At 67.4% G+C, this 24,736-nt stretch carries 20 protein-coding genes and 1 pseudogene; 5 read left to right on the top strand and 16 right to left on the bottom strand.

Going from position 1 to position 24,736, the window contains the following annotated elements:
- Nucleotides 1–3 precede the first annotated feature (3 nt).
- A pseudogene (locus tag GDJ08_RS01295) lies at nucleotides 4–483 on the top strand (MFS transporter); the annotation flags it as partial.
- A 44-nt stretch (nucleotides 484–527) separates the two neighbouring features.
- Here GDJ08_RS01295 and GDJ08_RS01290 read toward each other — a convergent pair.
- Nucleotides 528–953, bottom strand: coding sequence for a MerR family transcriptional regulator (locus GDJ08_RS01290; protein ID WP_017355167.1), 426 nt, complete (start codon nucleotides 951–953; stop codon nucleotides 528–530).
- Between the two features lie 41 nt (nucleotides 954–994).
- On the opposite strand from GDJ08_RS01290, the gene GDJ08_RS01285 reads away from it, so the two are divergent.
- The 4 genes from GDJ08_RS01285 to GDJ08_RS01270 all read left to right on the top strand — a co-directional run bounded on the left by GDJ08_RS01285 (nucleotide 995) and on the right by GDJ08_RS01270 (nucleotide 3,146).
- Complete coding sequence (locus GDJ08_RS01285; protein ID WP_017355168.1) at nucleotides 995–1,351, top strand: mercuric transporter MerT family protein; 357 nt, start codon at nucleotides 995–997, stop codon at nucleotides 1,349–1,351.
- 8 nt (nucleotides 1,352–1,359) lie between these two features.
- Entirely contained in the window at nucleotides 1,360–1,647 is a 288-nt protein-coding gene (locus GDJ08_RS01280; RefSeq protein WP_017355169.1) for a heavy-metal-associated domain-containing protein, read from the top strand.
- Nucleotides 1,577–1,852 carry a GDCCVxC domain-containing (seleno)protein gene (locus tag GDJ08_RS20145; protein WP_465251337.1) on the top strand — a complete coding sequence of 92 codons (276 nt, stop codon included), beginning with the start codon at nucleotides 1,577–1,579 and terminating at the stop codon, nucleotides 1,850–1,852. Before GDJ08_RS01280 ends, GDJ08_RS20145 begins: the two co-directional genes overlap by 71 nt.
- Before the next feature lie 94 nt (nucleotides 1,853–1,946).
- Nucleotides 1,947–3,146, top strand: a complete 1,200-nt coding sequence (locus GDJ08_RS01270) for a hypothetical protein (protein ID WP_153164117.1) — start codon at nucleotides 1,947–1,949, stop codon at nucleotides 3,144–3,146.
- A gap of 36 nt (nucleotides 3,147–3,182) precedes the next feature.
- On the opposite strand, the gene GDJ08_RS01265 is transcribed toward GDJ08_RS01270, so the two are convergent.
- The 15 genes from GDJ08_RS01265 to GDJ08_RS01195 all read right to left on the bottom strand — a co-directional run bounded on the left by GDJ08_RS01265 (nucleotide 3,183) and on the right by GDJ08_RS01195 (nucleotide 24,622).
- Nucleotides 3,183–4,286, bottom strand: a complete 1,104-nt coding sequence (locus GDJ08_RS01265; protein WP_036196077.1) for an acetate/propionate family kinase — start codon at nucleotides 4,284–4,286, stop codon at nucleotides 3,183–3,185.
- A gap of 19 nt (nucleotides 4,287–4,305) precedes the next feature.
- Nucleotides 4,306–6,381, bottom strand: coding sequence for a heavy metal translocating P-type ATPase (locus GDJ08_RS01260; protein WP_082316348.1), 2,076 nt, complete (start codon nucleotides 6,379–6,381; stop codon nucleotides 4,306–4,308).
- 63 nt (nucleotides 6,382–6,444) lie between these two features.
- Nucleotides 6,445–8,037, bottom strand: coding sequence for an ABC1 kinase family protein (locus GDJ08_RS01255; protein ID WP_017355174.1), 1,593 nt, complete (start codon nucleotides 8,035–8,037; stop codon nucleotides 6,445–6,447).
- A 25-nt stretch (nucleotides 8,038–8,062) separates the two neighbouring features.
- Complete coding sequence (locus tag GDJ08_RS01250) at nucleotides 8,063–10,528, bottom strand: phosphoketolase family protein (RefSeq protein WP_229296418.1); 2,466 nt, start codon at nucleotides 10,526–10,528, stop codon at nucleotides 8,063–8,065.
- Nucleotides 10,525–11,439: a ribose-phosphate diphosphokinase gene (locus GDJ08_RS01245; protein ID WP_017355176.1), complete on the bottom strand. Its 915-nt coding sequence runs from the start codon at nucleotides 11,437–11,439 to the stop codon at nucleotides 10,525–10,527. Before GDJ08_RS01245 ends, GDJ08_RS01250 begins: the two co-directional genes overlap by 4 nt.
- Entirely contained in the window at nucleotides 11,436–12,953 is a 1,518-nt protein-coding gene (locus GDJ08_RS01240) for a thymidine phosphorylase family protein (RefSeq protein WP_049404647.1), read from the bottom strand. Before GDJ08_RS01240 ends, GDJ08_RS01245 begins: the two co-directional genes overlap by 4 nt.
- On the bottom strand, nucleotides 12,950–14,335 hold the full coding sequence (locus GDJ08_RS01235; protein WP_017357192.1) for an MBL fold metallo-hydrolase RNA specificity domain-containing protein: 1,386 nt from the start codon (nucleotides 14,333–14,335) through the stop codon (nucleotides 12,950–12,952). Before GDJ08_RS01235 ends, GDJ08_RS01240 begins: the two co-directional genes overlap by 4 nt.
- A gap of 82 nt (nucleotides 14,336–14,417) precedes the next feature.
- Nucleotides 14,418–14,825: a hypothetical protein gene (locus GDJ08_RS01230; protein WP_049436410.1), complete on the bottom strand. Its 408-nt coding sequence runs from the start codon at nucleotides 14,823–14,825 to the stop codon at nucleotides 14,418–14,420.
- Nucleotides 14,822–17,209, bottom strand: coding sequence for a heavy metal translocating P-type ATPase (locus GDJ08_RS01225; protein ID WP_049404642.1), 2,388 nt, complete (start codon nucleotides 17,207–17,209; stop codon nucleotides 14,822–14,824). The genes GDJ08_RS01230 and GDJ08_RS01225 overlap by 4 nt, the downstream gene beginning before the upstream one ends.
- Nucleotides 17,206–17,871, bottom strand: coding sequence for a methyltransferase family protein (locus GDJ08_RS01220; protein ID WP_017357195.1), 666 nt, complete (start codon nucleotides 17,869–17,871; stop codon nucleotides 17,206–17,208). The genes GDJ08_RS01225 and GDJ08_RS01220 overlap by 4 nt, the downstream gene beginning before the upstream one ends.
- Nucleotide 17,872: 1 nt before the next feature.
- Nucleotides 17,873–18,187 (bottom strand): DUF2933 domain-containing protein, encoded by a 315-nt coding sequence (locus GDJ08_RS20300; protein WP_065427866.1) that lies wholly within the window; start codon nucleotides 18,185–18,187, stop codon nucleotides 17,873–17,875.
- Complete coding sequence (locus tag GDJ08_RS01210) at nucleotides 18,184–18,696, bottom strand: MerR family transcriptional regulator (protein WP_017357196.1); 513 nt, start codon at nucleotides 18,694–18,696, stop codon at nucleotides 18,184–18,186. The genes GDJ08_RS20300 and GDJ08_RS01210 overlap by 4 nt, the downstream gene beginning before the upstream one ends.
- Nucleotides 18,697–18,868: 172 nt before the next feature.
- A complete protein-coding gene (locus GDJ08_RS01205; RefSeq protein WP_049404640.1) occupies nucleotides 18,869–22,018 on the bottom strand; it encodes an efflux RND transporter permease subunit in 3,150 nt (1,049 codons plus the stop codon).
- Between the two features lies 1 nt (nucleotide 22,019).
- A complete protein-coding gene (locus tag GDJ08_RS01200; protein WP_017357198.1) occupies nucleotides 22,020–23,432 on the bottom strand; it encodes an efflux RND transporter periplasmic adaptor subunit in 1,413 nt (470 codons plus the stop codon).
- Complete coding sequence (locus GDJ08_RS01195; RefSeq protein ID WP_229296417.1) at nucleotides 23,429–24,622, bottom strand: TolC family protein; 1,194 nt, start codon at nucleotides 24,620–24,622, stop codon at nucleotides 23,429–23,431. Before GDJ08_RS01195 ends, GDJ08_RS01200 begins: the two co-directional genes overlap by 4 nt.
- Nucleotides 24,623–24,736: the final 114 nt, after the last annotated feature.

Genomic DNA, 24,736 nt, shown 5'->3' with positions numbered 1-24,736 from the left:
GCAATGAACCAGGCAATGCGGAGTGGCGAGAACACGCGCCTGATCGTAGTGATCAGCGTGGTGGCGACAATTGGCGGATTCCTGTTCGGGTTCGACAGTGGCGTGATCAATGGCACGCAGGACGGCCTGCACCAGACGTTCAGGTCCGGCGAGTGGATGCAGGGGTTCGAGATCGCCTCGATGCTGCTGGGCTGCGCCATTGGTGCCTTCAGCGCCGGCCGTCTGGCCGACCGCCTGGGACGCCGCAACGTGCTGATCATCGCGGCGGTGCTGTTCCTGCTGTCGGCAATCGGTGCGGGGGCCGCGTCCTCGTCGATCATGTTCATCATCGCGCGGGTGATGGGCGGTTTCGCGGTGGGCGCGGCCAGTGTGATCTCGCCGGCGTATATCGCCGAGGTTGCACCGGCGCGCTATCGGGGCCGCCTCGCCACGGTCCAGCAGATCGCCATCATCAGCGGGCTCACCGTTGCCTTCCTGTCCAACTAGAGGGTCGGCAGGGATTCGTGTAAAAACGGGCCGAAAGTGAGCTAACTGCCTGTCGCAGCTGGCTTTATTGGCCGCTCCAGAAAATCGAGGGTTGGGCAGCACTCTCCCGCCGGCACTTGGGCGCACCGCGCTATTTTCTGTTCGAGATCCCTCTCCAGCTGTCGCAGCTCGCGGATTCGTAGACGGACATCGACGAGCTTTCGCTCGGTCAGCTGACGGGTCTGCTCGCAAGAACCTTCGCCTGTGATCTCTAGCAGGCCAGCGATCTCGTCGAGGCTGAATCCCATCATCTGAGCGCGCCGGATGAACTGAAGCCGATTGACATCGTTTTCGTCGTAACGACGCACGCCTCCTATGGGTCGCTCGGGTTGACGCAGCAGCCTACGCCGCTGGTAGTAGCGCACGGTTTCGACGTGCACATCGGCCGCCGCCGCCAGCCGGCTGATCGTAAACGTGTTCGGACGCACGGCTTGACTCCGTACCTAGGTACAGAGGCTAGTATGCTCTGATGCAAACAACCCCGGCCAAATCGTCTGTTCCAGCCATCGTTGGCGCGAGCATCGCCGCCATTGGCGCATCGGTCTGCTGCGTCGTGCCGCTGGTGCTGGTCCTGCTGGGCATCAGTGGCGCCTGGATCGGCACCCTGACAGCTCTCGATCCCTTGAGGCCCTGGTTCAGCGCCGCCGCCGTACTGTCCTTGGCCGTGGCGTTTTGGATGCTGTATCGACCGGCGGCACGGTGCGGTGTGGATGGCAGTTGCATCGCCCCGGACGCTCTGCGACGCAGGCGACGTTGGCTCTGGTTGGCGACAGCCCTCATCGTCCTGTTGCTGCTGTTTCCCTATTACATCGTCTGGATTCTGTAGGAGGCGCGATGCACAAGTGGATACTGGCCCTGGTGGCTGCTCTGTCGGTCGGTGCCGCTCTTGCGACGCCCGCAACCGTAGTGATGCTCGATGCTGAGAACATGACCTGTCCCGCCTGCGGCATCACCATCAGGAAGGCGCTGGAGAAGGTGCCGGGCGTGGCCGATGTGAAGGTGGACACCCGGGCTGAAACAGTCACGGTGACGTTCGAATCGAGCCAGACGGATGCAGCCGGAATCGCGCGTGCAGTCACGGAAGCAGGCTTCCCGGCCAAGGTGCGGACTGGCGGTGAGTGACGTCAAGCTGGAAAGCATCTTGACCTGCCCGGAGTGCGGCCATCGGGCGACCGAGACAATGCCCATCACAGCGTGTCAATTCTTCTATGAGTGCACGGGCTGTGGAGCGGTTTTGCGTCCGCATCAAGGCGACTGCTGTGTGTTCTGCTCGTTCGGAACAGTGCCATGTCCACCGATCCAACAGAACAATCCCTGTTGTGGTTGAACCGCGGACTCCGATAATAGTTGGACAGACAGGCTGCGAGATCGACTGTGCCACCCTGGAAAGCGCGCCGCTCAACCAGCGGTGTGCATGCGAAGTGGTCGACATCCTCCGTCTGCACGCGTCGATCCGGGGTGCCTTTCCGGAGTTCACGACTGATCCCGCCGTACACGCGCACTTATTTTCACCCTATGCCTTGTTCGTTGATCGGCCCGCGTTGGAGGCCATGGGACGAGTCGCGGCGGCGGTCTTCGACGTCGCAGGAAACCCGGGATATAGCCAACGGGTCCTGCAATGGGCCCCTGACATTGCAACCCATGATCCGGGTTCGGCGGGGGGCGTCCTGGGTCTGGACTTTCACCTGACGGTCGATGGCCCGCGGCTGATCGAGGTCAACACCAATCCAGGCGGTCTGCTCCTCAATGCCTTGTTGCTCGATGCCGTGCGGTCTTGCGCGCCGCCAGCATGGGCCACCTGGACCAACGCGGCCCAAGCGCGTGATGCGGCCGTCACGGCCTGGATGGAGGATGCTCGGCAGCAATCCGGGCGCACGCCGTCGCGCCTGGCCATCGTGGACAGCACTCCGCGAGCGCAGTTCCTTTACCCCGAGTTTGTGCTGTACGCGAACGCGTTTCGGGACCATGGCGTGGACTGCGTGATCAGCGCTCCCGAGGATTTGTCGTTTGGTTCGGACGGGCTTGAGGATGCCCACGGTCGAATCGACACTGTCTACAACCGGTTGACCGATTTCGCGCTCGAGGATGCCTCGCATGCAGACATTCGTGAGGCTTACCTGGCAGGGGACGTCGCGCTGATGCCGCATCCCCGAGCACACGCGCTGTTTGCCGACAAGCGCAACCTTGCGGTGCTCGGGGACCCGGCTCTGCTCGGCGGGTTCGGGGTCGATGCGGGTTCGACGGCACTGCTGGGCCAGGTGATCCCGCCCACGGTCGAACTCGTGCCCGCGAACCGGGATGCGTTGTGGGCAGTGCGCAACGGATATTTCTTCAAGCCTGCAGCAGGGTTTGGCAGCCGTGGGAGTTATCGGGGCGACAAGTTGACCCGGCGGACTTGGGCGTCTATGGCGTCGGCGACCTACATCGCACAGGCCTTCGCGCCACCGAGCATGCGGATCGTGCATGGGGGCCAGTCCCTCAAGGCGGATGTGCGCTGCTTCGCGTCCGAGGCGGGTGTCCTGTTGTTCGCGGCCAGGCTGTACCAGGGCCAGACCACGAACATGCGCACCCCCGGTGGTGGATTCGCAGCGGTGCTCACGTCGCCACGGATCGAGGAGTGATTCCCCACCGGAGCCGACCCTTGGGGCGTGTCGTGGCTACAGCCAGGCGAGTGCCGATTCAGCCAGTTCGCGCTCCTCATCGATCGCGACGTTCCATATGCTCGGCCCGCCCCCGCGGTCGATCCGCGTGGCTCCAGCATCGTTGACGTCAGGTGCCAGCGCCAGGCCGAGCCAGGCCAGTCGCGCGACGATGCGAGCCCGCAAAACCGGCGCGCGATGGCCGATGCCGCCGGAAAAGACGACATGGTCGAGACCGCCAATTGCCGTGGCCATGGCCGCGATGGACTGCGCAATCCGGACTGCAAAGAGCTCCACGGCAAGCTGGGCCTGCGGGCCGGGATCCGTCAGCAACACGCGCATGTCGCCATGGCCGGCGATTCCGGCAAGGCCTGCACTGCGGTACAGGCCGTTTTCAAGCGCCTGCGCATCCAGGCGTTCATGCCTCAGCAGATACAGCAACGCGCCGGGATCGAGATCTCCGGAGCGGGTAGGGCTCGGGATTCCACCCAGCGGAGTGAGCGCCATGGTGGTGTCGCGGCTGCGGCCGCCCTCGACGGCGCAGACGCTGCAGCCACCCCCCAGATGCGCGAAGACAGCGCGGCCCTTCAGGATTCCAGCGTCGTGGCTGGCCACTATGCGGAGCGCGGAGGCAAAGGCGAGTCCATGGAAACCGTAGCGGCGGATGCCCAGCGCATCCCATGCTTCAGGGACAGGCAAGCGCCGGCTCCAGGGCGCGAGCGACGCGTGGAAGTCGGTGTCGAAGGCCACGCCTTGGCGCGCGTGCGGCCAACGCATGCGCGCGGCACGCGCGAAAGCGAGGGCTACCGGCTGGTGCAAGGGTGCGAACGGCACCAATGCATCCAGTTTCGCGAGCACGGTTTCGTCGAGCTCGCGGGCGTCGTGCAGGTCACCGCCATGTACGATTCGGTGCACCACCACGTCGGGGCTGGGCCACGGCTCCGACAATGCCTCGAGCAGGGTGGCAAGGCGCTCCTGCGCATCCACGCCGACTGGAATTTCGGCCCGGGAGCGCTCGAGCAGACGAGACTGCGCGCCGTGTCCCTCAGTGTTGAACAGATAGGACGCGCCCTTGAGGGTGGACGAGCCAACGTTGAGTGCAAGAAGCCGGCGCGTGGTCACAGGTGTCCCCGAATCATGTTCATGGGGACCGCACCGCCCGGCGCAACAACTGCGCATTGATTGCCACAACGACGGTGCTCAGCGACATGAGCACTGCCCCAAGCGCAGGTTGCAGCAGGATCCCCCATGCGGCGAGAACGCCAGCGGCGAGAGGGATGGCGACGATGTTGTAGCCGGCGGCCCACCACAGGTTCTGGATCATCTTGCGATAGGTGGCCTTGCTCAATTCGATGATCGCTGGCACGTCGCGCGGGTCGCTGCGCACGAGTACGACGTCGCCGGCCTCGACCGCGACGTCCGTCCCTGTGCCGATGGCGATGCCGACGTCGGACGTGAGCAGCGCCGGAGCGTCATTGACACCGTCACCCACCATCGCGACGCGCTTGCCCTGGGCCTGCAGCTCCTCGATCTTTGCCACCTTGTCCTCGGGCAATACCTCGGCGAAGACGGTGTCGATGTTGAGTTCCTTCGCGACCGCGTTTGCGACCGCCGTGGAATCACCCGTCAGCAGGACAACCTCCAGTCCTTCGTCGTGCAGCCGCTTGACCGCGTCGAACGATTCGGGACGGATGGCATCCGCGATCGCAAATACGGCGAGCACCCGGTCGCCTTCCACCAGGTAGGTTGCAGATTGACCATCGGCTGCCGCTGATTCGGCAGCCCGCCGAAGCGTCTCCGGCGGTTCGACCGCGAGCATTCTCAACAGACCCGGCCCGCCAACGTGAAGCGAGCGCTCCTCGACGACTGCGCGCACGCCGCGTCCCGGCATGGACTCGAAGTCCTGCGACATCGGAACGTCGATGCCATGTTCCTTGGCGCTGGTCATCAGCGCCTGCGCGATCGGATGTTCAGCGTCGCGCTGGACCGACGCGGCCACGCGAAGCACCTCGTCGTCGGTGAGTCCATCGGCGGCAGTGGTCTTCACGACGCGGTGCGAACCGAGCGTGAGCGTGCCTGTCTTGTCGAACACGACCGTGTTCAGCAAACGGGCCTCTTCCAGGCCGCGTCGATCGCGCACGAGCAGGCCGTTCCGTGCGCCAATCGTGGTCGAGATGGCGGTCACCAGCGGGATGGCCAAACCCAGCGCATGGGGACAGGCGATCACGAGCACGGTCACTACGCGCTCGATCGTGAAGCTCCACGGTCGACCGAGGAGTGGCCAGACAATGGCGGTAACCGCGGCGGAGACGATGGCGATGATCGTGAGGTAGAACGCCGCCCGGTCCGCCAGGGCCTGGGCGCGCGAGCGCGACGTCTGGGCCTGCTCGACGAGCCGCATGATACCCGCGAGCGCGGTCTCGTCGCCGGTTCCCGTCACCTCGACACGCAACGAGCCCTGTCCGTTGACGGTGCCGGCGATCACCCGGTCGCCCGTCGACTTGTCCATCGGCTTGGACTCGCCGGTGATCATCGCTTCGTTGACGGCGCTGGTCCCTTCCTTCACGACGCCGTCGGCGGGAATGCTCGCGCCGGGCCTGATGAGCAGCAGGTCGCCGCGCTTCAGTTCCGCGACAGGGACTTCCTTCGCGGTACCGGCCTCATCCAACCGCACCGCCATATCAGGCAGCAGCTTCGCGAGTTCCTTGAGAGCGCCCTGTGCCTGGTTGATCGAACGCATCTCGATCCAGTGGCCGAGCAACATGATCGCCACCAGCGTCGCCAGCTCCCACCACAGGTCCAAGCCCTCGACAACGCCGAGCGTGACCAACGCGCTGTAAAGGAAGGCGACGGTGATCGCAAGCGAGATCAGCGTCATCATGCCCGGCAGGCGATTTCTCAGCTCGTGGTATCCGCCGCGGAGGAACGGCGAGCCGCCGTAGAAGTACACGATCGTGCCGAACACCGCCGGGATGTACGCCGACCCCGGGAACTGTGGTGCGGTGTAGTCGAACCAATGCTGGATCATCCCGCTCCAGATCAGAGTGGGGATGGTCAGCAGCAGCGTGAGCCAGAACTTGTCGCGGAAGCTCGCCACGCTGTGGCCGGCATGCTTGTCGTGCCCGGCATGGACGTCACCTTCAGCACCCGTGCGGGGATGCGGCGGTTGCTCGCCGTGCGCCTGATGATCTTGATGATGATGATTGTGTTGCGTCATGGGTCTGCCTTCCTGGATGCACTGATGCGCCGGGCACCAGCGGGGAGATAGATCAGTGTTCTGTTACAAGTGTCCCGATCTGGCGATGGCCATCACCAGCCGCAGTGAGAGCAATCCCGCAGCAGCGAAAGCCACCATAGCCAGGAAAGGCATGTGACCGAACACTTGCGGGCCGTCGGAATGCAGGCTCAACAGCGCACCGCTTACGTACAGGCCCAAGGTGACCAGGGCCAACGCCAGCCGGTTGCCCGTGCGCGCGATTGCCTCCTGCGTGGAACTCAGGCCATGGTGGTGTACGGAGAAGGCGGGTCGTCCGTCGCTCAGTTGCGCCTGCCGCAACAGGTCGGTGGCGATCTGTGGCAGTTGGCGCGCAGTGCGGGCCAGCCGCATGGCAAGCGGCCTGTTGCCGCTGGGGCGGCTGGCTTCGGCAATGTCGGCGATCGCGGCCGCCTGCGCGGACAGCGTCCCCAGCAGGTCCAGATTCGGATCCAGCGCCCGCAGCGTGTTCTCGACCAGGAACAGCGTCCGGATCAGGGACAGCAGGTGGGCCGGAAGCCGGAAGCCAGCGCCCTGCCCAATGCGTGCCACGCGCCAGATTGCCTCGGCAATGGACCACTGCGCCAGCGGACGGCTGGCCATCTCGGCCAGGATCAGGTGGATCTCGCGCACATGCGAGCGGCGGTCGACCTGCGACGGGAAGAAGCCCATGGCGATCGCTGCATCCAGCACGCCCTCGGCGTCGTCGGCCGCAATGGCCTCGACCATGCCGCCGAGCGCGAGCCGGGATGCAGGGTCGAGCACGCCGATCGATCCAAAGTCATGCAGGCACAGGCGACCGTCGTCAAAGAAGAACAGATTCCCCGGGTGCGGGTCGGCATGGAAGACGCCGGCGCCGAAGAGCTGATGCACGTAGGCACCGAGCAGCGCCCTTGCCAGTGCGGGAGCGGCCGCTGTGCCGTACGCGGCCTCCAGACGGGTCCCGTGGCTTCGATCCTGCACAAGCACGTTGCGGGTGGCATACGGCTCGACGACGTGCGGCTGGGTGATGCCGGGCAGGGCATCCAGCACCTTGGCCATGCGCCGCATGTTCTGCGCCTCGTGACGCATGTCGATCTCGTCACGCAGGAATGCGCCTAGTTCGTCCACCAGTTCGAGCGGCCGGTGGCGTTTCAGTGGCGGCCAGATCCACTGGGCGACGCGCATCGTGCGCCGCAGGAGCAGCAGATCCGCCTGCACCTGGGCATGGATCCCGGGGCGGGTGATCTTGACGACCACATCGCGACCATCATGCATGCGCGCTGGATGGATCTGGGCCACTGAAGCCGCGGCCAGGGGCTTGTCATCGAAGCTGGCGAAAAGTTCGCCGACCGGCGCGCCAAACGCCTGTTCGACGATACGCATGGCCTCCTCCGCCGGGAAGGGGGGCACATCGCTGTGCAATCGCGACAGCGCCTCGCGATAGGGCGCCGGCAGCAGGTCCCAGCGCAGGCTCAAGCCCTGGCCCAGCTTGACGAAGGTGGTGCCCAACCCCACCAGTGTGGTGCTGACGTATGCCGGAAGCAGGTCGGGTGCACGTCGGCGCAGGCGCAGCACGGCGACGCCGAGCTTGAGTCCCGCCCAGGCAATCTGGCCTCCGCGCCGCACCGTGCCCGCCATCAACGCGCGCTCCCGGTTGGACAACTCATGGCGTCGACCCACTTGCAGGACGCAGGATCGTGGCCGGATCGCCCCGACCATCCACTGCCGCCAGCTCCGCTTCCGACAACAGGCCGCCCCGGGACTGGCCGAGGACGCCCGCGGCCGCATCGACCACGTGCGCCCAGGTGCTGCGGTTGGCGAACAGCAGTCCCGGCACGTCCAGCGTGCCGCCGCGGTTGACGAAGCCGAGCGCCGCGGTCGTGGCCGGGCCAGTGTCGAGCCGGCGCAGCGCGCCCAGGAAGGGCTCGGGCCGCGTATGCGTGACGAATATGCGCGGCCGTTCCGCCGGGAACAGTGCATGGACCTCGCTGTCGGAGTGCACGTACCGCGCCTCGTCCGGATCGCGCGGCGTGCGGAACCGGCCGGGCTCGCCGAGATAGACGATCGCGGCCGACACGCCACGTTCAACGAGGCGCACCTGCGCGTGGCGCACTTCCTGCAATTGGTAAGCACCGGTGGCGACCAGCAGGATCGCCGCTGTCGCCGGGTTGCCGGCCAGGCATAGCGCACCTTGGGTGGCCAGCGCCTGCGCCTGCGTCGGTGTCAGCTCGTGCGGCACCGGTCGCTTGGGGACGACCAGGGTGGTGACCGTGCCGCGTTGCGCGTAGGCGTGGGCGAGGGCCGCGGCGGCGCCGTTGGCGTCCGGGGGAAACACCACGCGCGATATGTCGGCCATTTCGCCCAGGAGCGCCTCGGCCATGGTCGGATCCTGATGGGACTGCTCGTTCTTCGCGTTCTCCCACGTGTGCGAGGTCAGCACGAGAGGCACGCCCAGCCAGCCGGGCGGTCGCCCCGCCTGTGCCTGGTGACGCGCGAAGATCAATTCCTGGCGCACGGCGCCAAGCATCTTCGGTGCGAACGCCTCGTAGGTGACCACCAGGTTCAGCCCGCCCTTGTTGCCGAGCGCGGCGCATACCACGGCTTCCTCATTAAGCGCGGTGATGACCGCGCCAGTGGTCGATTCCGCGACACCGGGCTCGGGCTCGTGCACCCGGTGCTTCATTGCGTCCAGGGTGCGATCGAGCTTGTTGCTGCGCAGCTCGTCAGGATTGCCCACGCGCACGCGCAGCCCCGGGTTCGCTTCGGCGATGGCGACGAACTGCTCGTCGAGCGCGGTCATCGGCGAGCTCTCGCCGCCGGCGCCGCGGTCGGCGATCGCCGGGACGCGGGGCGGTTCCACCTGGCGATCGGCCAGCGCATGGTCGCGCTCGCGCACGCGCTGCTGGAGGTCGTGGCTGTTGAGTGCGGCAACAGCCTCCTCGAGCTCGGACGCGGCCACGAACAGCGCCGCGGCGCCTTGATTGAAGAGCGCGCGTGCCTCGGCCTCCTTCGACGGATTCCCGGGCAGGGGCAGGTTGTGCGAGGCGTTGGTCCCGGCGCCGGGGAATCCGAAGCCCTTCACGGTTTCGGCAATGCCATAGGGCAGCCGCACGTCGGCATCGGGAACGGCGGCGCCCGCTTGCAGGCGCGACTCCATCACATGGATACCCCACGCGATGCTGGCCGGATCGCGCCCGTCCAGCGCGATCGGATCAAAGCCGTTCAATCGCAGGTGCCGGTCCAGCCACCGCTCGCCGCCCTGCTGGGCGATCTGGCTGCGCTGTTCGATGCGCCGCCCGTTGAGGATGATGATCGGGCTGACCAGCCCGCTGTCCTCGGCACGCCACCAGCGCGGCGCCCAGTCGCTGCCGCGCTGTTCCTCGAACGCACCGTCGCTGAGGAACGCCACCAGGCGTTCGTCCTTGAGCGGTGCATGCACGTACTGCAGTTCGGCAAAGCCGAGATAGCCGCCTTCCATCACGCCCCCGGCGGTGTGCGCATTGACGTGGGAGCCCAGGGGCGACGCCGGTGTTCCGTCCGGATTGAGGGTGTAGGCATAGAAGTCGCCGACGAACCGGCTCAGCCCCGCGTCGGAGCGGTCGTAACGTTCGGCGTGCCGGGCGGTCATGTTGCCAACCAGCACGTTCAGCGCGTCGATGGCGGCCACGCAGTGCCCCTGGCCCATCATCCATGCGCGGGTGACGCCATCCAGGGCGTCCATCAGCAGGTAGCCGGCGTAGGCCGGCACCATGTTGAGGGACCCGCCAGTGTGGCCTTCGGGCGTGGCCTTGAAGTCATCGGCCTCGAGGGTCGCGCCGTCGGTGCGGACCCGCTGGCTGTAGGTCATGTGGGCCACCAGCCACATGCCGGCGCTGGTGACGCGATCGGCCGCGGCGAGCCGCTGCCAGGCGGTGCCGGCATCGGGCGTGCGGCCCAGGGCCACCAGCTCGTGCACCATCTGGCGGACCCGGAGCTGGGTGAGCGGGTCATGTCGGATCACGCCGTAGCCGGCCGCCCAATGGTCAAACGCGGGATCGGCCCGCCGGTGGGCGTCGGCGAGTTCAAGGGTCCGCTGGCGCTCGGCGGCCGACAGCTGGTCGGCGGTGCAGCAGTTGAGATGCAGGTTCATGGGTCCTCCGGGGAGTCGGCCGAAGCGGACATCAGGGTCGATGCCGCGTCAGCGAGGTCCGCGCCGAGCGCGATCGCGTTCGACGGGTGGGCAATGGTGTCGGTACTGACGATGCGGGCCAGACCTGCTTCCTGCAGGCGGGCATAGGCATCGCCGGCGAACACCGGATGGATGGCGACCAGCAGTGGCGGCGGCAACGACAACCGGCGCAGGTGTGCGAGGGTCTCCAGGATGGTGTGGCCGGACGACACGATGTCGTCGATCAGGACCGGGGTCCGGCCCGCCACGGCCTGCGGGTCGGGCAGGCTGACGCGCACGTCGTAGTCGCCGTGCCGCTCCTTGGCCAGCACTTGGTAGGGCATGCCGGACAGGGCGGCGATGTCCGCTACCCACTGCTCGCTCTCGCTGTCAGGGCCGATCAGCACAGCGTCGGGGACGGTCTCAGCGATCCAGCGGGCCACGGCCGGCGTCGCCGATACGTGGACCGTCGGAATGCGGTAGAGCGACTGCAGGCGCTCGACGCGGTGCAGGTGCGGGTCCACGGTCACCAGCCAGTCGAAAGCCTCTTCGAGGAATTGCGCAAACAGCGGTGTACTGACCGCCTCGCCGCGATGGAAGCGGGTGTCCTGGCGCATATACCCCAGGTAGGGTGCGATGAGGCCGACCGAACGAGCCCCGAACTCGCGCGCGGTCCGGGCGGCGAAGCGCAGCGGGAGGGCCAGGGCATCGGCGTTGCGCAGGCTGGCCAGGATCGCCACATCGGCGCCGTCCAGTGCGTCGTCCAGGGTGACCAGCGACTCGCCATCGGGGAAGTGCCGCCAGGCCACGGGTGCAATGCGCGCCTGCAGGGGCTGGTTGATGGTGCCGGCCAACACTGCATCGGCCGGGAAGGGCATCAGCACACGGGTCATGGAACCTCTCCAAGCACAAAGGGTTGCAGCGTCGCGGCGTGCTCCAGGGCGTAGGCCAGTTCTCCCGGCGACTCCGCATGCAGGGTCATCATGGGCTGTCCGCGCTCGACCGTATCGCCGATCCGCAGACCGGTTTCGAGGCCGGCGGTGGGGGATGTCGGGGCGCCGGCCAGCTTGGCCAGTTTGGCCAGCCTGCGGTTGTCGATCGCCGCGATGCGGCCCGATGCAGGCGCCGGGACGTCGGCGGTGAACGCCGCCCGTGGCGGTTCGCGGAAGCCTCCCTGGGCCTCGCAGATCGCCAGGAACTTGGCCAGCGCCGCCCCGGAATCCAGCACGCCGCGCGCGCGCTCCAGTCCGGTGCCGGCGTTGCTGCCCGCTGCCATGTCCAGCAGCGCCGCGGACAGCGCAAGTGCGCGTTCGCGAAGGTCGGCGGGTGCATCGGCCGCGTTGCGCAGCACCTTGAGCACGTCGTGCGCCTCGAGCGCCGGGCCGATTCCCCGACCCACCGGCTGGGTGCCGTCGGAGCGATGGATGCCCAACTGCAATCCCAGCGCGCCCGCGGTGTGGGCAAGCCGCGTGCCGAGGCTGTGGGCCGCGGCCTCACCTCGCACCTTGGCCGTCGGACCCACCGGCATGTCGATCAGGACGTGGGTGGAGCCCGCGGCTATCTTCTTCGACAGCACGCTGGCGACCAGTTGGCCGTCGCTGTCGAAATCCAGCGGGCGCTGGACCCGGATCAGGATGTCGTCGGCCGGGCTCAGGCGCACGTTGCCACCCCACACGATGCAGCCGCCCTCGCGCTCCACCACCCGGCGCATCGCCGCCAGGTCGAGCGCCACCGGCGCCATCACTTCCATGGTGTCGGCGGTGCCCGCGGGCGACGTGATCGCGCGCGACGAGGTCTTCGGGATGCGGTAGCCCAGCGCAGCCACGATGGCCACCACGATCGGGGTGGTGCGATTGCCCGGCAGGCCACCTACGCAGTGTTTGTCCAGCACCGGCCCTTCGCCCCAGTCCAGGCGCTGGCCCACGGAGATCATGGCTCGCGTCAGCGCGGTCGTCTCCGCATGGTCCAGGCGGTCACCCGCGCTGGCAGTGACGAAAGCTGCAAGCTCCAGGTCCGACAACCTGCTTTCCATCACGTCCTGCACCAGGGCGAAGTACTGCGCGTCGTCCAACCGGGCGCCGAACACCTTGGCACGGAGCGCGCCCGCCGACGCCGCGGGTTCCGCGTGCCTGACGCCGGCGAGGGCGTCGGGCGCGGGATCGAGGAGCGTCCACGCGGCCTCCGACAACGCCACCTCGTCCAGGCCGAGCCGATCGTCGATGACCACGTTCAGCGTCGCCACCAGCGTGCGGGCGTCCACGTCCAGCCTGACGCGCGTCATCGCGGCAAAGCCTTCCGAGCGACAGACCTCGCAGTCGCGGTGCATATAGACCACCGGCTGCTGGTAGGTGTCGATGCCGGCACGGGTGACGCGCAGGCGGGTGTGGCCCGGGGCCTGCGTGGTCATCTCGCATCCTCCAATCCGACTTGCTCCAGGTGCCCCGGCACGCGCGCACGCCAGCCCAGTTCACGCTGCACGCGCCCGCGCAGCGTGTCTGCAGCGTCGGGCTCGCCGTGGGTGAGGTAGACCATGCGCGGCGCGGACGGCGCGGTGCGCATCCAGTCCAGCAGCTCCCCGGCGTCGGCGTGGCCGGAGAAGCCCTCCAGCTGCACCACCTCGGCGCGGATGGGGACCTCGCGGCCGAACATGCGCAACGTGCGCTTGCCTGCCGCCAGCGCGGCACCGCGTGTTCCTCCGGCCTGGTAGCCCGCGAGCAGGATCGCGTTGCGGTCATCGGGGCCGAACGCCTCGATGTGGTGCAGCACGCGCCCGCCGGTGATCATGCCGCTGGCCGAGATGATGATCATCGGCCCGCGCTGGCGGTTGAGTGCCTTCGACTCTTCTACAGTGTTGACGAAGGTGGCCACGTCGAACATCCGCTGGCAGTCCTCGTCGGACACGTGGTGCTCGGAGTGGTGGTCGTGGTAGTGCCGGGTCGCGTTGATCGCCATCGGGCTGTTGAGGTAGACCGGCACGCGAGGGATGTCCTTGCGCTCACGCAGCCGGGCGATATGCAGCATGAGCGCCTGGGCGCGGCCGATGGCAAAGGCGGGAATGACGATCACGCCCCCGCGGGCGGCAACGCGGCGGATGATCGGTGCCAGCTCGGCTTCTTGGTCGATCGGAATGTGTTCCCGATTGCCATATGTGGATTCGCAGACCAGGACGTCACAGGCGGGCAGGGGCGTCGGCGGATTCATCAGCGACTCCTGCTGCCGTCCCAGGTCGCCACTGAAGTGCAGGCGCTGGCCCTGGACGTCAAGGCTGACATGGGCAGCGCCCAGGATGTGGCCGGCAGGATGGAAGCGGATCGTGACGCCTGATGCGACCTCGATGTCGCGACCATAGTCATGCCCCTTGAGCTGCTTCAGGCTGCGGCGGGCGTCATCCTCGGTATAAAGCGGCCGTGGTTCCTTGTGCTTGGAGTACCCCTTGCGGGCCGCGTACTTGGCCTCCTCTTCGAGCAGGTGTCCGCTGTCGGGAAGCAGCAGGCCGCACAGGGCCACGCTGCCATGGGTGCAGTGGATCCGGCCGCGGAACCCTTGTTTGACCAGTGCGGGCAAGTAGCCCGAATGGTCCAGGTGGGCGTGGGTCAGGACCACCGCGTCGATTGATGACGCCTCGACGGGAAACGGAGCCCAGTTGCGCTCGCGCAATTGCTTGTAGCCCTGGAACAGGCCGCAGTCCACGAGCACGCGCTGACCGTTGGCCTCGACCAGGTAGCGCGAGCCGGTCACGGTGCCCGCGGCACCGAGGAATTGCAGGGTGGGGTTGGAAGACGCTGTCATGGTGTGGCTCCTGTCCTGGAAGGGAAGTGATTGCGGAGGGCATGGCGAGGGCCGAGGCGCATCTGCATCGCCCGCGCGCCTGTCAGGGGCGGATCAGCTCCACTGTGTCGTTGACCTTGGGGCTCCCGGAGATCACTTCAGCCTCCGCGTAGTGGCTGTCGAACAGTTCGACGATGCGCACTTGGCCAACGTTCTCGCGGCGGTAGCGTGGACCGCCGGCCCGCGAATGCCGGATACGGCGCTTGTGCCGGATCACGTCCAGCACCTGCCCGACCTGGGCACCGTCGGCCTGCCCGACACAGACCACAAGCGTTCCGTCCTGCTTTTCCAGCACCTGGCCGCGCATCAACACGTTGTGGCGGAACCCACCCTCGTTCGCGGAGACGACCCCCGGCAATGCGAACGCGAGCGCGAGGGCCAGTGCGGCGACCCAATGGCTGCGATTGGTACCTCGGGGTCTGGAATGGGCGACGTGTGTGACCGTATTCATGGTGTGGACTCCTTAGATGGGCTGCGAGGGGTGGCGGCATCCGCCAGTGGAAGGCGTTTGAGCAGCAACGCGTTGAGGGCGACGATCACCGAACTGCCCGACATCGACAGCGCGGCGATTTCTGGCGACAGCACGAACGGATAGAGCACACCGGCCGCCAGCGGAAAGGCCAGCACGTTGTAGCCCACGGCCCAGCCCAGATTCTGATGCATCTTGCGCAGAGTGGCGTGGGCGATGGTGGTCGCGCGAACGACGTCATAAGGGTCGCTGTGCATGAGCACGATGTCGGCACTCTCGATGGCGACGTCGGTGCCGGCGCCGATCGCGAACCCAACGTCGGCTTGGGTGAGCGCCGGTGCGTCGTTGATGCCGTCGCCCACCATGCCGACCTTGAGGCCCTGCGACTGCAGCTTGATGACCTCATCGGCCTTGCCGCCCGGCAGCACGTCGGCCAGCACGATGTCGATTCCCAGGTCCTGTGCCACGCGCTCGGCCGTGGGGCGGTTGTCGCCGGTGATCATCGCCACCTTGATGTTGCGCCGGTGCAATTCGTCGATGGCCGCGCGCGAGGTCTCCCGGATCGCGTCGGCAATCGCGAAGAAGCCTGCGAGCCGGTCACCCACCCCGGCATAGATCACCGTGCGACCGGCACCGGTGAGGCGCGCAGCCTCCGCTTCCAATACCGAGAGGTCGATGCCGTGCTCGACCATCAGGATCCGGTTGCCCAGCACCACCTGCACCCCGTCAACCACGCCGGTAGCGCCCTGGCCATCGATGTTGGTGAACGCGGTAGCGCGCTCGGCTACCGGACCGGCACGCTTCAGGATGGCCTGCGCCAGCGGGTGCTCGGAGTGCGCCTCGACCGCGGCGGCCGCGGCCAGCAACCGCTCCTGCGTCCAGCCCGGCGCGACCGCCATGTCGACCACCTCGGGGGCGCCGACCGTCAGGGTGCCGGTCTTGTCGAAGATCACCACGTCCAGGCGTGCGCTCTTCTCAATCGATTCGGCATGCTTGAAGAGGATGCCGTGTCGTGCCCCCAGGCCAGTGCCGATCATGATCGCCATCGGCGTGGCCAAACCGAGTGCATCGGGGCAGGCGATGACGAAGACGGTGATCGTCAGCGTGAGCGCGAACAGCAGCGGCTGTCCCAGCCACCAGAACCAGACCGCGAAGGTCAGCAGCCCGATCACGATCGCAGCCAGCACCAGCCATTGCGAGGCGCGGTCGGCGAGCAGCTGCGCGGGCGCCTTGGAGTTCTGCGCGGTCTGGACCAGCTTGATGATCTGCGCCAGTGCCGTGTCGCTGCCGATCTTGGTGGCGGTGTAGGCGAATGCGCCGCTCTTGTTGATCGATCCGCCGACGACGGACTCTCCGGGATCCTTGCGCACCGGCATCGACTCGCCGGTCAGCATGGATTCGTCGACCTGAGAGCTGCCTTCCGTCACGATGCCATCGACCGGGATCTTCGCCCCGGGCCGCACGATCACGGTCTCGCCGACCAGCACTTCAGCGGTGGGAATGTCGAGCTCCTGCCCCTCGCGCCGGACGACCGCGCGGGGTGGGGACAGCTTCAGCAGCGCTTTCATGGCGTCCGAGGCGCCGGCGCGAGCCCGCATCTCGAGCCAGTGGCCAAGCAGGACGAAGGTCAGCAGGACGGCCGAGGCCTCGTAGAAGTTCGGCCCGTCGAAGAAGAACGTCGACGCGATGCTGAAACCGTAACCTGTGCCCACGCTCAGGAGCACCAGGACCGCCATGTCCAGCACACCCCGTCGCAGGGACCGGATCGCGGCGCTGAAGAATGGCCAGCCCGGATACAGCACGGCGCCGGTCGCCAGCAGGAACAACCAGACGTTCTCGCGCAGTCCGAACGGCACCGGCGGCGGCTCTATCAGCCCGCCCATGGGCGACCACACGAATACCGGGATCGCGAAGGCGAGGGCGACCAGGAAGCGGCGGCCCATGTCGCGCGCCGCGGCGTGCAGATCGCTGCCGTGGTTCATGCCCGCATGGGCGTCGTGGCCCCCGGCATCCGTGGCGTCATCGCCGTGGCCGGCGTGGGCGTCAGCGGGGCGCTCTGCGGCCAATTCCTGTCCGTGCCCGGCATGCGCAGCATGGGCGTGCGCGCCTGCGGCGGGGTCGGCATCGGGCATCGGCGCGTTGCATTGGAAGCCGCAGTCGCGGATCGCGGTGGCGACCGCGCCCGCCGACAGGCGGGCCGGGTCGTAGGACACCTGCAGGGTCGCGGTAGCGAAATTCGCGCTGGTGGCGTTGACTCCAGGCAGCGCGGCCACGGCCTTCTCCAGCGTGCGCGCGCAGCCGGCACTCACCATGTCGCCGATGGGCCAGGTGCGCGTGCGCACAGTGGGTTTGTGGACGTGCGTCATCGGGTTTCTCCTTGGGATGGAGCGGGGCCGCGCCGGCGTCGCGGGATGAAGGCCGGCACTTCCTGCATGTAGCGGACGTAGTCGTCGCCGAAGCGGCTCAAGCAGTCTTTTTCCTCACGACGCGCCAGGCGGGCATAGGCCCACACGAGCACTGGATAGCTGGCGAGCGTGAGCAGCGTGGGCCACTGCAGCAGGAAACCGGTCAGCACGAGCAGGAAGGCGACGTACTGCGGGTGACGCATGCGCGCATACACGCCCTCGCGGGCGAGCCGGCCTTCACGCTGTGCCCGATACAGCACCGGCCAGGCGGCCGACAGCAGCCAGAAGCCGCCGCCGATCAGGACGAAGCTTGCGATGTGGAATGGGCCGAAATGCGGGTTGGCGCGCCAGCCGAACCACATCTCGAGCAGATGGCCCGCGTCATGGCTCAGCCAGTCCACCTGCGGATAGTTGGCGCTGAGCCAGCCGCCCAGGACGTACAGCGTCAGCGGGAAGCCATACATTTCCGCGAACAGGGCCACGACGAAGGCGGAGAACATACCGAACCCACGCCAGTCCCAACGGGTCAGCGGTTTGTAGAAGCTCCAGGCGAAGAAGATGAAGAACGCGGCGTTGATGGCGGCGAGGAGCCAAAGACCGTAGCCGGAGTCGGGTGCCTGCATGTCAGTGCCCTCCGTTCGAGGTGTCGGACGTTTCGTCGTTCAGTGCCCGCTTGCTACGGCTCTCATGCTGGCCATGGGGTGTGTCGTCGGCATTGCCGTCGCGCCCATGACTTCCGGAACCTCCATGACCGCCATGCCCCTTGTGCATGAACACATGCATCAAGGGACATAGCAGCAGGATGGCCAGGGGCAACCAGCGAAGCGTCCCCCCAAGGTGGGCGCGGTGCTCGACGGCGAGATAGAACACGGCCAGCGCCAGGAAGATCCAGAAGACCCAGCGTCGGGAGCCTGAGGGGGCAGGACTGGAGGCTGTCATGGCAAATTCTCCTCTGTGGGGCGGCGTCCAAGAAGTCGCCGGGGGGTGGACTTGACGAACCCGCCGCCTTCAGCAGCGGCAACAGATTCGATCAATGCGCAGACGTCATCGCCAGTCGGAATGGAGTCCGGAAGCTCCGCCCAGGCGTGGATGGCACGCTCCATTCGTCCGTGCATGGCGAGCAGCCTGTCCAGTTGTTGGCGGGTGTCGTCGAGCCTGCGCCGAATGATGTCCCGCACAAGCGGACAGGGACTATGTCGCAGCAGGCTGTGGTGGATGATTTCCTCGATTTCCCCCAGCGTGAAGCCAAGGTGTTGCGCCGTGCGAATGAAGTGCAGGCGAAGGAGCTCCGAGGTGGAGAACAACTGGTAGCCGCCCTCGGTATGCGTGGCCGCTTGCAACAGACCGCGCCGCAGGTAGTTGCGCACCACATGCACCGTGACATCGCCCTGCCGTGCCAGCTGGCGGACCGTCATCAGCGGCAGCGTCACTTCTTCCTTGGTCGTCATCGGCTTGCTCCCGGCGAGGTGTTGATCAGGCTAGACCTGTGTCTCGCACACAGGTCAACCGGCCTTGCGGTGGGCGAAGCCAGTAACGCGCGAATTGGCCGTGGACGGACGGATGTTCGCGGCCACAGTTGCATGAGCCGTCGGTCCCTGCCTGCGTTGAACGGCCCCATCACTACTTCTCCTTGGGTAGTGCGGAGGAGGGGTGCGGCTTCCTGGCCAGCTGCCGCTGCTTGATCAGCGAGTACAGCGCCGGGATCACGACCAGGGTGAGGATGGTCGAAGACACCATGCCACCTACCATCGGCGCAGCGATTCGGCGCATGACTTCCGAGCCAGTACCGCTGCTCCACATGATGGGCAGCAGGCCCGCCATGATCGCGACCACGGTCATCATCTTCGGGCGCACGCGGTCGACCGCGCCTTCGATGATGGCCTCGCGCAGGTCCCGTGAATCCAGTGCCCGGCCTTCGGCCTGCCTCTGCGCGGCACGCGCTTCAAGTGCGTGGTCGAGGTAGATCAGCATCACCACGCCGGTTTCCGCGGCGACGCCGGCCAGCGCGATGAAGCCCACGATCACCGCGACGCTGGTGTTGTAGTCGAGCATCCACATCAGCCAGATGCCACCGACCAGTGCGAAGGGCACCGACAGCATCACGATCAGCGACTCGGTGACACGGCGGAAGTTGAGGTACAGCAGCAGGAAAATCAGCGCCAGCGTCACCGGAACGACGACACGCATCTTCTCCGCGGCACGTTGCATGTATTCGTACTGTCCACTCCAGGTCACGTAGTAGCCAGGCGGGAACTGCACCTGCTCGGTGACCGCTTCCTGCGCAGCCTTCACGTAGCGGCCGAGATCGCTCTCTCGGGTGTCGACGTAGATGTACGCCGCCAGCATCGCGTTCTCGGTGCGGATGCTCGGCGCACCCTTCCTGACCTCAATCCGCGCCAGTTCGCCCAGCGGCACCTGGGCGCCGCCGGGCACCGGCACAAGGACTTGGCTGCCTATCCGGTGCGGATCGTCGCGGAGTTCGCGGGGATAGCGCACGATCGCGCTGAAGCGTTCGCGGCCCTGGAGGATGGTGGTGACGATCTCGCCGCCCAGCGCGGCGGCCACCACGTTCTGCACCTCGCCCAGGGTGACGCCGTACTGGGCCAGGCTGCCAAGGTCGGGGGTGATGTCGAGGTAGTAGGCGCCGGTCAGGCGTTCGGCGAACGCGCTGGTCGTGCCCGGCACTTCGCGCACCACGGCTTCGATCTCGGTGGCCAGCGCGTCGAGTTGCTCAAGGTCCGTGCCGAAGAGTTTGATGCCCACGGGCGTGCGGATGCCGGTGGCCAGCATGTCGGTGCGCGCCTTGATCGGCATCGTCCAGGAGTTGGCGACGCCCGGGAACTTCAGCGCCGCGTCCATCTCGGCGATGAGCTTGTCGGTGGTCATGCCGTCCCGCCATTCGTCCTCGGGCTTGAGGTTGATGACGGTCTCGAACATCTCCAGCGGTGCGGGATCGGTGGCCGTCAGGGCACGGCCCGCCTTGCCGAACACCGACTCCACTTCCGGGAAGCCCTTGATGATCCGGTCCTGCTGCTGCAGCAGCTCCGAGGCCTTGGTCACCGACATGCCCGGAAGCGACGCGGGCATGTACAGCAGCGTGCCTTCGTTGAGGGTTGGCATGAACTCGCTGCCCAGCCGCGATGCAGGCCACAGGCTTGCAAACAGGGCGGCCAACGCAAACATGATTGTGGCCATGCGATGCCGCAGAACGACGTTGATCACCGGCCGATAGGCCGCAACCAGGAACCGGTTCACCGGATTCTTGTGCTCGGGCACGATCTTGCCGCGCACGAACAGCAGCATGAGTACCGGTACCAGCGTGATCGACAACAGCGCGCCACCGGCCATCGCGAAGGTCTTGGTGAAGGCCAGCGGCTTGAACAGGCGACCTTCCTGAGCCTCCAGGGCGAACACGGGCAGGAACGAGACGGTGATGATCATCAGGCTGAAGAACAGCGCCGGCCCGACCTCGCGACAGGCATCGATGATCAGCTGGGTCCGGCTGCGGGAGCCGTCGGAGCGCTCGATGTGCTTGTGCGCGTTCTCGATCATCACGATCGCCGCGTCGACCATCACGCCAATCGAGATCGCGATGCCGCCCAGGCTCATGATGTTGGAGTTCATGCCCAGCATGCGCATCGCGATCACCGCGATCAGCACGCCGACGGGCAGCATGACGATCGCGACCAGCGCGCTGCGCGCATGGAACAGGAATACCAGGCACACCAGTGCGACGATCAGGCTCTCCTCGAGCAGCGTCGTGCGTAGCGTCTTGATCGCGCGCACGATGAGATCGGAGCGGTCGTAGACCGCCTGGACGCTGACGCCCTCGGGGAGTCCACTCGCAAGCTGGGCGATCTTGTCCTTCACCCCCCCGATCACGGCCAGGGCGTTTTCGCCGAAGCGCGCAATGACGATCCCGCCCACAACGTCGCCTTCGCCGTCCAGGTCGACGATGCCACGGCGCTCATCGGGTACCAGTTCGACCCGGGCGACGTCGCCGATCAGCACCGGTGCGCCCCCTTCGGCGCGCAGAACCAGGCTCTCGATATCCTCGATACCGCGCAGGTAGCCGCGGCCCCGCACCATGTACTCGGTCTCGGCCATCTCGATCACGCGGCCGCCGACGTCGCGGTTGCTCTCGGCGATCACCTCGGACACGCGTGAAATCGGGATGTCGAACTCGCGCAGCCGGACCGGATCGACGGTGATCGAGTACTGGCGCACGAAGCCGCCGACGCTGGCGACCTCGGCCACGCCGGGCGCGGTGGTGAGCTGGTAACGCAGGTACCAGTCCTGCATCGCGCGCAGCTCGTCCAGCGAGTGGCGGTCGCTCTGCAGCACGTACTGGTAGACCCAGCCCACGCCGGACGCGTCGGGTCCCAGTGCCGGTGCCACGCCAGCCGGCAGGTTTTTCGACGCGACGTTGAGGTTCTCGAGCACGCGCGAGCGCGCCCAGTACAGGTCCGTGCCTTCTTCGAAGATGACGTAGATGAAGGAGGCGCCGAAGAACGAGAAGCCGCGGACGTCCTTCGACTTCGGCGTCGCGAGCAGGGCGCTGGTCAGCGGATAGGTGACCTGGTCCTCGACCACCTGGGGCGCCTGCCCCGGGTACTCCGTGAACACGATCACCTGCACGTCCGACAGATCCGGTTGTGCGTCCAGCGGCGTGTTCATCAGTGCGTAGATGCCACCGGCGACAATCGCCAGCGCCATCAGCAGCACCAGGAAGACGTTGCGCACCGACCATTCAACGAGACGGCCAAGCATGTCAGTGCCCCTCGTGGCCGGTGGGGGCGGGCGGAGTCTCTTCCGGGGTAGCCGGCATGGAATGACCGGCGTGCGGATCAGAGGCCTCGTCACCATGACCTGCGTGCGGGTCGGCGGCGTCCTCGCCGTGCCCGGCGTGTGGATCCTCAGCGGTGCCCGAAGGCGCGCCGTGTCCTGTGTGACCCTCAAGACCCTGGAGTGCCGACTGCAGGTTGCTTTCGGCGTCGATCAGGAAGTTGGCGGAGACCACGACCTGCTCGCCCTCGGTCAGGCCGTCGAGGATCTCGATGCGATCGCCGCCGCGCCGCCCCAGGCTGACATCGCGCGGTGCGAAGCGGCCAGGGCCGGTCTCGACCAGCACCACCTGGCGCGTGCCGCTGTCGAGCACGGCCGAGCGCGGAACGGTCAGGACCGGTCCAGCCCCCGGCTCCTCCAGCACCACCGTCCCATACAGCCCGGGCCGCAGGTCGCCAGCGGGGTTGGGCAGGGCGATGCGCACATCCACGGTGCGCGTCATCGCATCGATGACGGGCTGCACGAAGGTGACCTCGCCCTCGGCCACCTGGCCCGGCAGGGCCACGGTTTCAAAGCGGGCCGTTTGGCCGGGCTGGATACCCGCGGCCTGCGCCGCCGGCACCTTGGCGATCACCCACACCTTCGACAGGTCCGCCAGGCGCAGGATGGTTTCGCCGGGCTCGAAACGCGCGCCCTGGACCACCGGCTTCTCGATCACGACCGCGTCCGCGGGCGCGGTGAGCACCAGGCCCGTCTTGCCCATCTGCGCGTCACTGATTTCCCAGTTGCGCAGGCGGGTGCGGGCGGCATCGCGCAGGCGGACCATCGACGCCGCGCTCGCGGGATCGGACCCGGCCAGCCTGCGGGCGGTCTCGTCGGCCAGCCGGTATTCCTGCTGCGCCGCGGCCAGCTGCGGGCTGTAGACGGAGAGCAGCGGCTGCCCGGCGCTGACCCGCATGCCGGTCTGGTTCGCGTACAGCCGCTCCACCCAGCCTTCGAAGCGCGGGGCGATCGCGTACTGCCGGGTCTCGTCGACCTCGACCGTGCCGCTGGTGCGCACGGTAGCGGACAGGGCTCCGCGCTTGACCGCTTCGGTGCGCACGCCCAGCGCCTGCACCTTGTCCGGCGGCAGCACCACCGTGCCCGGTGCCGCCGGCGGTGCGTCGTCGGCATAGACCGGGACGTAGTCCATACCCATCGAATCCTTCTTCGGCACCGGCGACGTGTCCGCCAAGCCCATGGGATTGCGGTAATAGAGCACCTTGCGTTCTGCGGCCGGGCCGTCGATCGACGTGCCCGCGGTCGGGGAGTCGTTCGTGGCGCGGCCGGCAATCCAGCCGACGGCGAGGGCGGCGAGTGCAACGCCGATGGCGAGCGACAGGGTCTGGACACGGGTCATCGGATCTCTCCTTCGATGGCGCGCACGGCGGCGGCGCCCAACAGTTCGTCACGCAGTGCATCGACCCGTGCGAGGTCGGCGCCCTGCCATTCATTGAGTGCTTCCAGCAGCGTCCCGAAGTCGACTTCACCGACCTGGTAGCTGGCCAGGGCGGACTGCCAGGTGGCGTCGGCCTGCGGCAGCAGCGTGTTCTCGATCAGTCCGCGACGCTCGCGCGCGTTGGTCCACTGCGACCAGGCGGAAGCGCCGCGTTCCTCGACGGCCCGCAGCGTGGCGTCCCTGCGGGCAAGCGCTGCGTCTTCGAGCAGGCGCGATTCGCGCTCGCGCTCGCGGCGGGCACGCTGCTGGAACGGGATCTCGACCTCGAACATCAGCTCGGTGCTCTCGATGCCGTTGCCGAACTGCATCGCACCCACGCCCAGGGTGATGTCGGGAAAGCGGTTGCGACGCTGCAGTACCACGTTCGTGCGCGCCGCCTCGGCGCGAGCCTGCTGCGAGCGCACCGCGGGATGCGCATCGGCGTCATCCAGTGCCTCGGCAAGCGAGGCGCTGTGGACGGCGAGGCGCGGCGCCTCGTCGGGAGTCGCCAGCGGTGCATCGGACCGGCGCCCCAGCACCGCGTTCAAGGTGGCGGCCGCCTCCTGCTTGGTCGCGAGGCGTTCGATCCGCTCGCGCTGGAGGCTGGTCTGCTCGACCTGGGCGCGGATGGCATCCTGCTGCGCCGCGCGACCCAGGGCGTAGCGCACGCCGGCCATCTCTTCCACCTGGCGGAGCAGGGCGATGCGGCGATCAAGCACGGCCACGGCCTGGTCGGCATGCCAGTAGCGTGCGTAGGCCGCCTCGGCGTCGGCCAGCAAGTCGCGCGCAGTGGTGAGGCGATCGAGTCCGACCGCGACCGCGTCCTGGCTGGCCGCGGTCCGCGCCAGGGCGCGCTTGCCCCAAAGCGGGAGGCGCTGGCGCAGCGCGTAGTTGACCTCGCGCTCGGCACCGGCGGAGCGCCAGGGCTTGTCCGGATCGAGGCCGCGGAATCCAAGGGAAGCCGTCGGGTCGGGTAGGGCGCCCGCTGGCTGGATCCGTGCTTCGGCGGCCTGGGCCTCGAAGTCCATGGCCCGCAATTCCGGGTTGTGTTCCAGAACCCAGGCGCGGATCGACTCGAGGCTGTGCCCCGGGACGGGTTCGGTGGCGGTCACCGGCAGCGCCAGGGCCCACAAGGCGCCGGCAAGCACGCCGGCAAGAAGGTGCCGGAGCGGTGGCAGACGGCGGGACAGAGGGCGAGGGTGCAGGCGCCTGGCCGGCAGTCGGTC

The organism is Stenotrophomonas nematodicola (assembly GCF_009467805.1).
In the GTDB taxonomy this organism is placed as follows: Bacteria; Pseudomonadota; Gammaproteobacteria; order Xanthomonadales; family Xanthomonadaceae; genus Stenotrophomonas; species Stenotrophomonas nematodicola.
This window is presented reverse-complemented; position numbering and strand designations above follow the sequence as displayed.

Bases quoted from the DNA above. Each gene is read 5' to 3' on its own strand.
- GDJ08_RS01205 (WP_049404640.1), bottom strand. From the start codon at position 22,018: ATGCTTGGCCGTCTCGTTGAATGGTCGGTGCGCAACGTCTTCCTGGTG.
- GDJ08_RS01220 (WP_017357195.1), bottom strand. From the start codon at position 17,871: ATGCAGGCACCCGACTCCGGCTACGGTCTTTGGCTCCTCGCCGCCATC.
- GDJ08_RS20145 (WP_465251337.1), top strand. From the start codon at position 1,577: ATGCAGCCGGAATCGCGCGTGCAGTCACGGAAGCAGGCTTCCCGGCCA.
- GDJ08_RS20300 (WP_065427866.1), bottom strand. From the start codon at position 18,187: ATGACAGCCTCCAGTCCTGCCCCCTCAGGCTCCCGACGCTGGGTCTTC.
- GDJ08_RS01235 (WP_017357192.1), bottom strand. From the start codon at position 14,335: ATGACAGCGTCTTCCAACCCCACCCTGCAATTCCTCGGTGCCGCGGGC.
- GDJ08_RS01250 (WP_229296418.1), bottom strand. From the start codon at position 10,528: ATGAACCTGCATCTCAACTGCTGCACCGCCGACCAGCTGTCGGCCGCC.
- GDJ08_RS01255 (WP_017355174.1), bottom strand. From the start codon at position 8,037: ATGGCGGGCACGGTGCGGCGCGGAGGCCAGATTGCCTGGGCGGGACTC.
- GDJ08_RS01225 (WP_049404642.1), bottom strand. From the start codon at position 17,209: ATGACGCACGTCCACAAACCCACTGTGCGCACGCGCACCTGGCCCATC.
- GDJ08_RS01280 (WP_017355169.1), top strand. From the start codon at position 1,360: ATGCACAAGTGGATACTGGCCCTGGTGGCTGCTCTGTCGGTCGGTGCC.
- GDJ08_RS01285 (WP_017355168.1), top strand. From the start codon at position 995: ATGCAAACAACCCCGGCCAAATCGTCTGTTCCAGCCATCGTTGGCGCG.
- GDJ08_RS01245 (WP_017355176.1), bottom strand. From the start codon at position 11,439: ATGACCCGTGTGCTGATGCCCTTCCCGGCCGATGCAGTGTTGGCCGGC.
- GDJ08_RS01210 (WP_017357196.1), bottom strand. From the start codon at position 18,696: ATGACGACCAAGGAAGAAGTGACGCTGCCGCTGATGACGGTCCGCCAG.
- GDJ08_RS01260 (WP_082316348.1), bottom strand. From the start codon at position 6,381: ATGACGCAACACAATCATCATCATCAAGATCATCAGGCGCACGGCGAG.
- GDJ08_RS01200 (WP_017357198.1), bottom strand. From the start codon at position 23,432: ATGACCCGTGTCCAGACCCTGTCGCTCGCCATCGGCGTTGCACTCGCC.
- GDJ08_RS01230 (WP_049436410.1), bottom strand. From the start codon at position 14,825: ATGAATACGGTCACACACGTCGCCCATTCCAGACCCCGAGGTACCAAT.
- GDJ08_RS01240 (WP_049404647.1), bottom strand. From the start codon at position 12,953: ATGACCACGCAGGCCCCGGGCCACACCCGCCTGCGCGTCACCCGTGCC.